This window comes from Bosea vestrisii (assembly GCF_030144325.1).
Lineage (GTDB): Bacteria > Pseudomonadota > Alphaproteobacteria > Rhizobiales > Beijerinckiaceae > Allobosea > Allobosea vestrisii_A.
Window position 1 is genome coordinate 5672514 of the sequence record NZ_CP126307.1, and the last position, 12189, is coordinate 5684702.

The 12189-nt window shown below is 66.5% G+C and carries 10 protein-coding genes and 1 pseudogene; 5 read left to right on the forward strand and 6 right to left on the reverse strand.

Annotated features, from left to right (window positions below; all coding sequences use genetic code 11):
• Position 1: 1 nt before the first annotated feature.
• From QO058_RS28035 to QO058_RS28055, 5 genes are all read left to right on the forward strand, one after another.
• The gene (locus QO058_RS28035) at positions 2-889 is read left to right on the forward strand and encodes an ABC transporter substrate-binding protein (protein WP_284169493.1); all 888 of its coding nucleotides are present in this window, start codon (positions 2-4) and stop codon (positions 887-889) included.
• Positions 886-1866, forward strand: coding sequence for a FecCD family ABC transporter permease (locus QO058_RS28040; RefSeq protein WP_284169494.1), 981 nt, complete (start codon positions 886-888; stop codon positions 1864-1866). Before QO058_RS28035 ends, QO058_RS28040 begins: the two co-directional genes overlap by 4 nt.
• On the forward strand, positions 1863-2600 hold the full coding sequence (locus QO058_RS28045; protein ID WP_284169495.1) for an ABC transporter ATP-binding protein: 738 nt from the start codon (positions 1863-1865) through the stop codon (positions 2598-2600). The genes QO058_RS28040 and QO058_RS28045 overlap by 4 nt, the downstream gene beginning before the upstream one ends.
• A 246-nt stretch (positions 2601-2846) precedes the next feature.
• Positions 2847-3749, forward strand: coding sequence for an ABC transporter substrate-binding protein (locus QO058_RS28050; RefSeq protein WP_284169496.1), 903 nt, complete (start codon positions 2847-2849; stop codon positions 3747-3749).
• A 906-nt stretch (positions 3750-4655) separates the two neighbouring features.
• Entirely contained in the window at positions 4656-6425 is a 1770-nt protein-coding gene (locus QO058_RS28055) for an ATP-binding protein (RefSeq protein WP_284169497.1), read from the forward strand.
• On the opposite strand, the gene QO058_RS28060 is transcribed toward QO058_RS28055, so the two are convergent.
• From QO058_RS28060 to QO058_RS28090, 6 genes and pseudogenes are all read right to left on the reverse strand, one after another.
• Positions 6422-7216, reverse strand: coding sequence for a winged helix-turn-helix domain-containing protein (locus QO058_RS28060; protein ID WP_432211993.1), 795 nt, complete (start codon positions 7214-7216; stop codon positions 6422-6424). The two genes, QO058_RS28055 and QO058_RS28060, sit on opposite strands and share 4 nt — an antisense overlap.
• 132 nt (positions 7217-7348) lie before the next feature.
• Positions 7349-8530, reverse strand: a complete 1182-nt coding sequence (locus QO058_RS28065; RefSeq protein WP_284169498.1) for an enolase C-terminal domain-like protein — start codon at positions 8528-8530, stop codon at positions 7349-7351.
• Between the two features lie 10 nt (positions 8531-8540).
• Positions 8541-9813 (reverse strand): annotated as a pseudogene (locus QO058_RS28070) (TRAP transporter large permease).
• 5 nt (positions 9814-9818) lie between these two features.
• A complete protein-coding gene (locus QO058_RS28080; protein WP_284169500.1) occupies positions 9819-10331 on the reverse strand; it encodes a TRAP transporter small permease in 513 nt (170 codons plus the stop codon).
• Between the two features lie 8 nt (positions 10332-10339).
• Positions 10340-11338, reverse strand: coding sequence for a TRAP transporter substrate-binding protein (locus QO058_RS28085; RefSeq protein WP_284169501.1), 999 nt, complete (start codon positions 11336-11338; stop codon positions 10340-10342).
• Positions 11339-11392: 54 nt separating this feature from the next.
• Complete coding sequence (locus tag QO058_RS28090; RefSeq protein ID WP_284169502.1) at positions 11393-12052, reverse strand: GntR family transcriptional regulator; 660 nt, start codon at positions 12050-12052, stop codon at positions 11393-11395.
• Positions 12053-12189 lie beyond the last annotated feature (137 nt).

Sequence of the window (12189 nt, forward strand, 5' to 3'; positions counted from 1 at the left end):
GATGAGGCGCCTGCTCCTAAAGGGTCTGGTTCTGTCGCTGCTCGCCATTGCGGTGACGGCGGTCGTCGCCGAGCCGATCCGGCTGACCGATGCGCTCGGGCGAGCGGTGGAGATCGCACGGACGCCCGAGCGCATCGTGCCGATCTTCGCTTCCAACACCGAGCTGGTGGCAGCGCTCGGTCTCGCCGATCGCGTCGTCGGGATCGAGGCCTATACGCGCTACCCGCCCGAAGTGCTCGACCGGCCGCAGGTTGGCGGCAGGCTCGGCTTCTCGGTCGATGCGATCGTGGCACAGCGGCCGGAGCTGCTGATCGTCACGCCGTCGCGCCAGGCGATGCACCTGCTGATCGAGCCGATGACGCGCCTCGGCATACCCGTCATCGTGCTGCTCAGCCGCAGCGTGGCGGAGGTCATGGCCAATCTGCGCGTGGTCGGCCGGGCGACGGGACAGCCCGAGCGCGGCGAGACGGTCGCAAAGGCGCTCGAAGCCAGGCTCGCCGCGGTTGACGCAGCTGCTCCTGCCAAGCGGCCGCGCGTTGTGATGATCACCGGCCGCCTCGGCAACGGGTTGGTGCTGGTTGCGCGCGCCGACAGCTACACCGGCGATGCCATGGTCAAGGCCGGTGGGCGCCATGCCCTGGAGCGTACCGTCGTCGCGCAGGTTTCGCCGGAAGCGGTGATCGCTGCCGATCCCGACATCCTGCTCTTTGCCGGGCGCAAGGACGAGCTCGACGCACTGATTGCCCAGCCCGGCTGGCGGCTGTTGCGCGCCGTCAGGACGGGCAATACCCATCTCGTCGCGCGCGCCGAGTTCCTGATCCCGGGGCCGCGCACGGTCAACGGCATCGAGAAGCTGGCGGCGCTGCTGCGTCGTGCCGCTGCGCCATGAAGCGTTCCCTGCTTCTTCCTGTCGTCGTCCTGATCGCGCTCGCCTTCGGCGCGATGGCAGGCCACGATTGGGCCTCGCCGTCTCGCCTCGTCTCGGCACTCTCCGGCGATGCCTCGCTGCAAAGCCAGCTCCTGATGGTCTGGCGGCTGCCGCGCGTGCTAGCCGCGGCACTGGTCGGCGCGCTGCTCGGCCTGGGCGGCGCGATCTTCCAGGGTGTGTTTCGCAACCCGCTAGCCGAGCCTTACCTACTCGGTTCCGCCGGTGGCGCCGCGATCGGCGCGACAGTCGCGCTTCTCGTCCCGCTCGGCCTGCCAGCCGGACCGGCGCTTGCGGGTCTCTCCTTCCTTGGCGCCTGGGGCGCGACCTGGTTGGTGCTCGCCATCGCCGGCCTGCACGGGCGACCGGACACGGCCGGGCTGTTGCTCGCCGGCGTCGCCATCGCGGCGATGCTAGGCGCGCTGCGCTCTTTCCTGATGCTGGCCCTCTCCGACGATACGGTGAATCTCCAGGTCGTGTTGAGCTGGACGCTAGGCGGTATCCAGACGCCGGACACGGCCGGCCTGCTGCTGCTCGCCGGGCTGGTCGTCGCTGCGCTCGCATTGTCCCTGCGGCTGGCGCGCGGGCTCGATCTGCTCGGGCTCGGCGAGGAGCAGGCCTTCGCCTTCGGGCTTGATCCGCAGCGCTTCGTCAGGATCGCGGTGCTCGTCGGCGCGGGCATCGTCGCCGCCGCAGTGGCCTATGGCGGGCTCGTCGCCTTCGTCGGCTTGATCGCACCACATCTGGCGCGCTGGTGGGCTGGGCCGCGCCATGCCGTCATGCTGCCGGCGAGCGCGCTGATCGGGGCTGCAATCGTCTGCGCCTGCGATGGCCTCGCCCGTTCCGTGCTGCCGCCGGCAGAGATCCCGCTCGGGCTGATCACCGCCCTGTTCGGCGGGCCCTTCTTCCTGCTGCTGCTGGCGCGGAGGCTCAGGGCATGACCGGGATCGCATGCCGCTCGATCCGTGTCGAAGCCGGCGGAAAACGCCTGCTCGACGACATCTCTCTCTCGTTCACCAGCGGCACGCTGACCGGGCTTGTCGGGCCGAACGGGGCGGGCAAGTCGACGTTGCTGCGCGTGCTCGCCGGCTATCGCCGTCCGGATGCCGGGCAGGTGCTCTGGCAGGGCCGCGATCTCTCCGTTTGGCGGGCGGCGGAGCGCGGTGCGGTGGGCGGCTATCTCCCGCAGCAGCTCGAGCCGGCCTGGAACTATTCGGTCGAGGAGATCGTCACACTTGGCGCGAGCCGCTCTCCCAACCCGCGGCCGGTCGCTGAACTTCTGGCCGAGCACGGGCTTGTCGAACTTGCCGGGCGCCGCTGGAATGTCATGTCCGGTGGCGAGCGGGCGCGCACCATGCTCGCGGCGACCGTCGCTCCGGGCCCGAGCATCATTCTGGCCGACGAGCCCGGTGCCAGCCTCGACATCCGCCACCGCCTCGACCTGGTGCGCCGCTTGCGGACTCTGTCGCTTCAGGCGGTGGTGGTCGTGATCATGCACGACCTCGACCTGGCCGCACGCTTTTGCGACCGCATCGTCGTCATGAACGGCGGGGCCGTCGTCGCCGACGACGAGGCGTCGGCAATCATCGCTGGCGACGCGCTCGGAGAGACCTTTCGCGTACGATTCCAGCAGACGGTTCTCGCCGCTGATGCTGATTGGGTGATCAGTTCCTGACAGAGCGGTTCGTGAATCTGCGGCAGGGCCCGGGCGAGGTTCTGGAAGGGACGAATGCTCGCGCGAGCTGCTCTCGACGCACCGTGGCGGACCATGCGAAACTTGCCGCAAGGGGCGCGGCTGGGGTGTCGCCTCTTAGACCCGGCTCACATGATGCATCGTCGTTCCTTTCTGGTCGCCTTGGGAGCATCAGGGCTCGCGATCCCTGATCGGCGGGCTGTGGCGGCGGAGCCCGTCAGGCGGATCATGACCATGGTCGGCGTGCCGCTCGACCATCCCATCCTGCGCGCCAGGATGGTGGAGTTGAGCCGGCTCCTGGCCGAGAGAGGCTGGGTCGAGGGCCGGAATCTGCGTTTGACCTGGCGGTTCTCGGGTGTGAGCGAGGATGATCTGGCGCGGGCTGCCGCCGAGGTGGTCCGCGAGAAGCCGGACGTCATCGTCGTCGGCTCCAGCGCAGAGACTGCGGCTGTCCTGGAGCAAACCCGGCAGATCCCGGTCTTGTTCTCGACTGCGTCGGATCCCGTCGGCAGCGGCTTCGTGCGCTCGCTGGAACGCCCTGACGGCAACACCACGGGGTTCAGCAACAACGACCCGGCGATCTCTGAGAAATGGGTCGAGCTTTTGACCGAGATCGCACCGGCGACCCGCCGCATCGGCGTGGTCTTCAACCCCTATACGACGCCGGCTGCAGGCAAGAGCTACCTCGCACGTCTGCAGACCAGCATTCGGGGTGAAGAGCTTGCCTTCGAAATCATTCACGTGACCGAGGCATCGCAGATCGCGCGCGAGATCACGGCATTCGCCTCCAAAGGGAGTGGAGGTGGCCTGGTGTTCCTGCCGGACAGCTTCACTTTCCGCAATGCCGCGGCCTGCGTGGCTGCCGCGGCGCAGCAACGATTGCCGGCGATCTACCCGTTCGACACCTTCACGCTGCAGGGCGGGTTGATCTCCTATACCGGCGCGCGAGAGGAGACGGCCGAGTTGATCGCCTCCTATATCGATCTCATCTTGCGAGGGGCGAACGTCGCCGAACTGCCGGTGCAGTTCTCGCGCAGCTTCGAGCTGGTCATCAATCGAACCGCTGCCGCGGCCCTTGGGCTTGACCTGCCGCCTTCCTTGCGTATCCGCGCGACCCGGATCGTATCGTGACGCTGCACGACGCCGCGGAACAGGACAGCGCATCGCGGCCGCGTGTTGGCCTCACGCGCAAATATACGGTTTTTGTCGTCGTCGCGATCTGCCTGGCTCTCGGGCTCAATACGGCAATTGCAGCTCTCTTCGCCTTTTCGGATCAGCGGGCTCTTCTCGTCCGCGTCCAGCAGGAACAGGCCCGGGCGGCGGCGCAGAGGATCGGCGCCTTCGTCTCCGACATCATGAGCGACCTTGAGTTGGCTTCTGAGAACGGCACTGGCAACGATTCGCCCGAAGAGCGTCATCTCGATGGCTTGAGGCTGCTGCGGCAGGTTCCCGCCATCCTCGATTTGCGCCAGATCGATCAGGAGGGGCGCGAACAGCTCTTCCTCTCGCGTTTCGCCCGCGACCGGGCTGGCAGCGGTATGGACTGGTCCGCCGACCGGGGCTTCCAGATTGCGCTTGCACAGGGCAGGTTCTATGGCGAGGTCGAGTTCCGCCGCGGCTCGGAGCCCCATATGGTGTTGCTCCGGCGTTCGGCCTTCGCTCCGCACCGGGTTGCGCGAGCGACCGTCAATCTCGTGTTCATCCGCGATGTCGTGGCCCGGCTCAAGGTCGGCGAGGCCGGCCGCGCCTATATCGTCACGCGCGCCGGCCGGCTGATCGCCCATCCCGACCTGCGTTTCGTCCTCCGGAGCACCAACCTTGCCGATCTGGTAAGCGCGCATGTGGCGGCTGGCGGCCCGGGCGCCGGGCTTTCAATGACGGATGTCGAGGGCCGGCGCGTCCTGTCCGTCATGGCGGCCGTCCCGGACCTCGACTGGAACGTCGTGGTCGACCTGCCGGAGAGCGAGGCTTTCGCGCCGATCCATGCTTCGATCCTGCGCTCGCTGACGCTTCTGGCCGTCGCACTTTTTTGTTGCTGTGCTGGTCGGTATCGCTCTCAGCCGCAAACTCGTCGCTCCGATCAAGGCGCTCGGCGCTGGCGCTGCGCGGATCGGCCAGGGCGAATTGGACGAGCGGATCGACATCCACACGGGCGACGAGCTGCAAGAGCTCGGCGACCAGTTCAATCTGATGGCCGAACGCCTCGCAGAAAGCCGCGCCGTCCTGGAGGACAAGGTCGCGGAGCGCACCGTGGCCCTGAAGACGGCGCTCGAGCTTGCCTCGGCCGGCCAGAAGGCGGCGGAAGAGGCGACGCGTGCCAAATCCCGGTTCCTGGCCGTGGTCGGGCACGATATCCGCACCCCATTGTCCGGTGTGCTCGGGGTTTTGGAGCTGATCGATCGCGGACGCCTGAACCAGCGTGATCGCCGTCTTCTCGCCATGGCCGCGACCTCCGGAGAGGCGCTGGTCGATCTCGCCAACGCGACGCTCGACCTGTCCCGGCTGGAAGCTGGAACCGAAAGCCTGGATCTGCGCGATTTCGAGCTTGGCGCCCTCATGACCGGAACCGCGGCGCTGATGCGTCCGCTGGCGGAGCAGAAAGGACTGGTCCTGAGGCTGCAGCCGCCGCCCGAGGGCCTGCGCCTGCACGGCGATTCCGGCAAGATTCACCGCGTCATCGTCAACCTGTTGCGCAACGCGATCAGCTTTACGGAGCAAGGCGAGGTCGAGTTCGGCGCCGCTCTGCAGCCTTCGTCAGCCTCGCAGCGTGCCAGGCTGACACTAACGGTGCGCGACACCGGCATAGGCATCGATCCCGCTGTGCAGGATCATATTTTCCGCGACTTCGTTCAGGTCGACCCGGAAACGGGACGTCGCAACGGCGGGGCCGGTCTCGGCCTAGCGATCTGCAGAAAGCTGGTCGAGTTGATGGGCGGCTCGATCTCCGTCGCCAGCGTCAGAGGGCAAGGCAGCACCTTTTCGGTCAGCTTGCCACTGACTGCAGCCAAGGCCGCGGCCCGGCCCGGCGAGGCGCCTCCGGAGCAATTGCAGCGGATTCTCGTTGTCGACGACGACCCCGTGACGCGCGAGGTCGCCCGGCTGATGGTCGGCAAGGCCGGCCACAAGGTTCAGGCCGTGGCCTCGGGCGAGGCGGCTGTGAAAACCCTGCGCAAGCGCACGTTCGATCTTGTTCTGCTCGATATGCACATGGGCGGAATGGACGGCATCGAAACCACACGGGCGATCCGTGCATTACCGGCCATCGCGCAGCCCCGGATCGTCGCGCTGACGGCCGATGTCTCGCCAGAGACGATGCGGCGGATGCGGGCGGCGGGACTGGCGACCATCCTGTCCAAGCCGATCACCTCCGCGGCGCTCCTGCAGATGATCGGCCGCAGGGGAGGCCGCAGCGGCCGAGGTCCGATCGTGGCCCTGTCGCCGGATCAGCCCGTCGACCTCACGTTCTTCCGGACCCAGCATGGGCTGATCGGCGACGCACGTACGCGGCAACTCCTGGCGCTCTTTGCGACCGTGTCCACGACCATTCTGAACGGCATGGGGGAGGCCGCTGAGCGCCTTGACCGTGTCGAGCTGGGCCGGCTGGCTCACCAACTGGCGAGCTCGGCAGGGGCTGTCGGTCTTGGACGTGTCTTCGCCCTGGCCACTGCGCTCGAGCGCCAGGCGACGGGTGCAAGCGTCGAGGCGTTGACGCTCGCGCTCGACACGCTCGGCCGAGCCCGCACCGAAGCCCTCGACGCCCTCGCCGGGCTGGATGGGCAGCAGATCGCCGAGGCGGCTGTGCCCTAGATGTCGCGCTCCACGGGAACGCCGAGCTTGTAGCCGGTTCCGCTGACGGTCCTGATCAGGCCCGCCTTGCCCGTATCCCCCAGCTTCTTGCGCAGGCGCGCGACCAATGCGTCGACGCTGCGCGCATCGACGGAGGTATCGCGGTTGCTGACGACCTCGATCAGGTAGTCGCGGGTCAGAGGGTGGCCTTCGCTTTCGACAAGGGCCGCGAGCAGGTCGAACTCGCCGCGGGTCAGACGGATCGGATCGCCGTTGATCGTCGCCAGCTCGCGGCGCCGCAAGTCCATGTTGAAGGGGCCGAAGGTGACCGTGATGTTGCGGCGCGCCATGTCGCGCTCGATCTTGCGCCGGCGCAGCAGCGAGCGGGCTCGGGCGAGCAGGTCGCGCAGGTCGACGGGCTTGCCGACATAGTGGTCGCCGGCGAGCTCCAACCCGACGATCCGGTCGATATCGGCATCGCGCTGCGTCACGAAGATGATGCCGGCATCGGATACCGATTGAAGCTCTCTCGCGAGCTCGAATCCATCTCCGTCCGGCAAGACGACATCGATGAAAATCAGATCCGGCCTGAAGCGCCGGACCGTCTGCCTGGCCTGGGCAATGGTCTCGGTCTCCTCGACCAGAAACCCCTGATCTACGAAATATCCTGAAATGACCGTGCGAGTGACGGGATCGTCCTCGACGATGACGAGCCGCTCACGAGGTGTCGCATCCATCAGCTGTGATGTCCTGGTCAGCCGGGTCGCCCCCTCGACGGTGGGCCTGACGATCCGGCTGAGTGGACGATTCAACAGAGACCGCTGCACTGCAAGCACTGGCCGACGAAATTGTTGACAGCCGTTCACCGAACAGTCGGCGGCGATAAGGAATTGATTAACGACGCAGGCCGCGCCGCGATCGGATTTGCCGTGCGGCGGACTTGCCTACAGCTTGAACACCTCCCGCGCAGTCTCATGGGCGCGGATATAATCCCAGTCATAGGTGACGCCGAGGCCGGGGCCGGCCGGGACCGGGAAGCAGCCATCCTTGTCGACGCCGTCGAGCTGGTCGCTGTAGCCGCAGGCATAGACCGGCGGCACCGCGTTCGGGCAATCGGGCCCGACCAAGGCCAATTCATAGAAATTGGTGTTGCGGGTCGCGGCCATGCAGTGGCGATGCGCCGGGCCGCAGGCATGGATCTCGACGTCGACGCCGAAGGCTTCGGCGAGATGGGCGATCTTCATCGCACCGGTGATGCCGAGGTCGTATTCCGGATCGGAGCGCAGTGCGTCGGTGCCGCCATTGATCAGGAAATCGGCCTTGGGCTCGAATCCACGCAGATATTCGGTCTGCAGGATCGGCGTCTTCAGCGCATCGCGCAGCTTCTTGTGAGCGAAGGCCGAGACGCCGCAATCGCGCATCGGGTCCTCGTACCAGAAGTAATTGCCCTCGTCGCAGGCGCGCCCGACATAGAGCGCGTCGGCGAAGGTGCGAAGCTCGTTGGCCGGGTCGAGCATCAGGGTCATGCGGTCGCCGACCGCTTTCGCGACATGCAGGACGTTTGCGGCCTCCTCGCGCGCATCGCCATCGTGCCAGCCATGGACCTTGAAGGCGCGATAGCCGAGGTCGTAGCACTGCTCGGCAAACTCGACGAAGGCTTGCGGGGAATCGAGCCCGCCATTGCGGTCGCCGTGATAGGTCGAGGCATAGGTCTTGAGCCTGCTGCGAAAGCCGCCGAGCAATTGCGAGACCGAGGCGCCGAAGCGCTTGCCGGCAAGGTCCCAGAGCGCGATGTCGATCGGCCCGATGCCCATGCCGTCATGCTGGCGGAGTTCCCGCTTCATGTCGTTCCAGATCTCCTCGCGGTGATCGGGATTGCGGCCGAGGATGTTGGGCGCGAGCGAGAGCGTTTGCGCCATGGTGGCGCGGGTGCCGCCCCAGTGCATGACATACTGCCCCTCGGCGCCGTCCTCGCTGCGGATGACGACGGCGAACTTGGTCAGCTCCAGCTCGGAGTTCGGCTTGTAGCCGATATTGTAGATGGCCCGCGCATTCTCGGCCGAACGGCCGAGATTTCTGCTCTTGAACGAGAACTCGACGATCTCGACTTCGCTGACCCTGGTCATGTGAATTCCCTTAAAAACCGGCGACGTGCGGCAGCCAGAGGCTTAAGGCGGGCACGTAGGTGATGATGGCGAGCGCGACGACGAGGGCGATCAGGAAGGGCCAGAGCTCGCGGAAGAGCGGGCCGAGCCTGACTTTCGTGATCGCCATGGCGACGAAGCAGAGCACCCCGACCGGCGGGTGGACCTGGCCGATGACGAGGTTGACCAGGAGCACGATGCCGAAATGCACCAGGTCGATCTGCAGCGACATCAAGAGCGGCAGCAGGATCGGCACCAGGATGATCATGATGGCGATCGTCTCCATGAACATGCCGGCGATCAGCAAAGCGATGTTCAGGATCAGCAGCACGACCAGGGGATCGGTCGAGATCGAGCTCATATAGCTGGTGACGAGCTGGGGCGCCTGGCCGACGGCGAGGATCCAGCTGAACGGGGAGGCCGCCGCGACGATGGCAAGGATGACCGCCGTTTCGCGCGCCGTGCCGACCAGGATCGCCGGCAGGTCGGCGAGCCGGATCGAGCGGTAGACGAACATGCCGACGGCCAGCGAATAGGCGGCGGCGACGCCGGCGATCTCGGTCGCGGTGAACAAACCGGCGCGGAAGCCGACGATGATCAGCACCGGCATCAGCAGCGCCAGCGCGGCGTATTTGAACTCCTTCCAGAGATTGCCGAGCGAGAAGGCGCCGGCTGGCCGGAAGTCGCGCGTCAGCGCCAGGATCGCGATCGTGGCCATGATGCAGCCGGCCATGACCAGGCCGGGGACGATGCCGGCGACGAAGAGCTTGCCGAGCGAGACATTGGCCTGCCAGGCATAGACCACCATCAGGATCGAGGGCGGGATGATCGGCCCGAGCGTGCCGGCGACGGCCGAGAGCGCCGCGCCGAAGGCGCGCGGATAGCCCATCTTCTCGAGCTGCGGCACGAAGACCCGCGGCAGCGGCGGTATCGGCGACGGAGGAGCCGGAGATGCCGGAAAGGAAGACCTCGCCGACGACCAATGTATGGGCCGGGCCGCCGCGGATGTGTCCGACCAGCGCCTTGGTGAAGCTGAACAGGCGCTCGGAAATGCCCGACGCGTTCATCAGCGAGCCCGCGAGCGTGAAGAGCGGGATCGCCAGCAGCGGGAAGGACTGCACGCCGGCGACGATGCGCTGCGCCGCCACGGTGAGCGGGATGCCTTCCATCGAGATCGCCAGCAGGGCCGAGCCGGCCATGGCGATCCAGATCGGCGTGCCGACCACGAGCATGACGGCGAAGGAGACGAGGAGGATTGTCACCATGGTCGCTAGTCCCGCGTCGTGATGTCGGACCAGAGCACGCCGGTGACGCCCTCATCGATCAGGTTGCGCAGGAGATGCAGCAGCGAGAGCACGCTGCCGATGAAGAGCGGTGCGATCGCCCAGCCGGCGGAGATGCCGAGCATCGGCGTCAGGTTCGGTATCTCGCGCTGAAGATAGCGCCAGGAGAAGAAGGTCAGCGTGCCCAGCACGATCGCGGTCGCGGCGAAGGCGAGCAGGCCGAAGGCGAAGCAGAGCCAGCGCGGCGCGAACAGCACGACGACGTCGATGATGATATGCGTGCGGGCATGGAAGGCGTTGGCGATGCCGAGGAAGATCATCCAGCCGAACAGGATCAGGATGAGCTCCTCGGACCAGGTCAGCGGATCGCTGAGCACGTAGCGGAAAACCACGGCGGCGCAGACCAGCGTGGCGATTGCGGCGTGCAGCACCGCGAGAAAGGCATTCTCCACGCGGCTCGACCAGTCGTCGAGCCGCCGGATCAGGGTGAGGCCGGTCATCGCTACGACTAGCGCTTGCGCTGGGTGTCGATCGCCGCGACGACGCGGTCGAGATGGGCCTTGCCCCAGCGGCCTTCCATCGCGGTCGCCACGACCTTGGACTTGGCGGCAAAGGCGTCGCGATCGACGTCCTCGATGATCTTCGAGCGGCCGGACTTGCGGATCTCCTCCAGCATCGAGGCTTCGCGCTTCTGCTGGAGATAGGTGTTCATCGCCGAGGCGCGGGCAGCTTCCGCGAACAGGACCTCGCGATGCTCCGGCTTAAGCCGGGCGAGACTGTCCTTGTTGATGACGATCATGTTGTTCTGAAGCATGTGCCGGGTCATCGCGACATAGCCCTGCACCTCATAGAACTTGCGCGAGAAGATCGTCGGGATCGGGTTCTCCTGGCCGTCGACCGTCTTCTGCTGGAGCGCGGTATAGACCTCGCCGAAGGGTACCGGCGTCGGTGCAGCGCCATAGGCCTTGATCATCTCGACCCAGACCGGGCTCTCCGGCACGCGGATCTTGAGCCCGTGCATGTCCTCGGGCTTCTTCACGGCGCGGTCGAGCGTCGTCATGTTGCGCCAGCCCCAGTACCAGATGCGGGTCACCGGCACGATGTTGTGCTTGTCGCGCAGCTCGTCGAAGACCGGATCGAAGGCGTCGGAGCGGATCACCGCCTCGGCCTCGGTCCAGTCCTTCCAGAGGAAGGGCGCGCTCGGGATTTCCAGCGCCGGCACCAGCGAGGACGCCGCCGCCATCGACGGCGCGGAGAGGTCGAGCGCGCCTTCCTTGACCTGCTTGAAGAGGTCGACCTCCTTGCCGAGCTGCTCGGCCGGGAAGACGTTGATGGTGACTGCGCCGCCCGTGCCCTTCTTCACCCGATCGGCGAATTCCTGGAAGAGCTCGCCGGCGATCTCGGCGGTGGTGTTGGCGTGGCCGAAGCGCAGGGTCTGCGCCTGTGCTGCGCCGGCGAGGAAGCTGCCGGCGATCAGTGCCGCGGCGGCGATGCGTCTCAAACTCATGCGTTTTCTCCCTGATGTTGGACCGGGCCGTTTTCGGCCTCGGGGGCGTTGCGGCTATTTGATCAGCCGCTCGTAGGAACCTTCGAGATGCAGGCGCATGGCCTGCGCCGCCGCATCGGGATCGCCCGCTTCGAGGGCGTCGACGATGCGGAAATGTTCCTGATGGGTCAGGCCGACATCCTGCTCGCGGCTCAGGTAGAGCCGCGAGATGTGCAGGTGGAAGCGCAGGTCGTCATAGCTCTTCAGCGCGACCTGGTTGCCGGCAGCCTGCAGGATGATGCGGTGGAAGCGGTCGTCGCCCTCGGTGAAGGCGCGGTGGCTGCGATACTCGCGCGAGGGTGCGCCGGCCTTCATGATCGCGACCTCGTCGCGCAGCGCCTTGATGACATCGGGGCCGGGTTTGCGCCGCGCGGCCTCGGCTGCGGCCCAGGGCTCGATCACGCCGCGGAAGCTGTAGACATCCTCGTAATAGCGCTGATCGGGCAGGGGCGCGGTGGCGAATCCGATGAACGCCTCGGCCTTGACCAGCCCCTCGGCGACGAGCCGCGCCAGCGCCTCACGGATCGGCGTCGATGAGACCCCCAGCTCGCGCACCAGCCCGTCGACGATGAGCTTTTCGCCCGGCGCATAGGCCTGGTCGAGGATGCGCTCCTTGATCGCCTCGTAGACCTGGTCGCCGAGCACGACCCGCTCGATCTTGCGTGCGCCGTTCAAAACTCTACATCCTGCATCTTGGATCGTGCATGATTTAGAAGGATGCGAAACTCGCTGTCAATGTTGGCGCCGCGGAGGATCAGGAGGTCTGGCTCGAATCCTGCTTCCCGTCTTGAAGCAATGCGCATTCACAGAGC

What these genes read in the sequence shown, in the direction of transcription:
- QO058_RS28035 (WP_284169493.1), top strand. Translation starts at nt 2, where the DNA reads ATGAGGCGCCTGCTCCTAAAGGGTCTGGTTCTGTCGCTGCTCGCCATT.
- QO058_RS28040 (WP_284169494.1), top strand. Translation starts at nt 886, where the DNA reads ATGAAGCGTTCCCTGCTTCTTCCTGTCGTCGTCCTGATCGCGCTCGCC.
- QO058_RS28045 (WP_284169495.1), top strand. Translation starts at nt 1,863, where the DNA reads ATGACCGGGATCGCATGCCGCTCGATCCGTGTCGAAGCCGGCGGAAAA.
- QO058_RS28050 (WP_284169496.1), top strand. Translation starts at nt 2,847, where the DNA reads ATGACCATGGTCGGCGTGCCGCTCGACCATCCCATCCTGCGCGCCAGG.
- QO058_RS28065 (WP_284169498.1), bottom strand. Translation starts at nt 8,530, where the DNA reads ATGACCAGGGTCAGCGAAGTCGAGATCGTCGAGTTCTCGTTCAAGAGC.
- QO058_RS28080 (WP_284169500.1), bottom strand. Translation starts at nt 10,331, where the DNA reads ATGACCGGCCTCACCCTGATCCGGCGGCTCGACGACTGGTCGAGCCGC.
- QO058_RS28085 (WP_284169501.1), bottom strand. Translation starts at nt 11,338, where the DNA reads ATGAGTTTGAGACGCATCGCCGCCGCGGCACTGATCGCCGGCAGCTTC.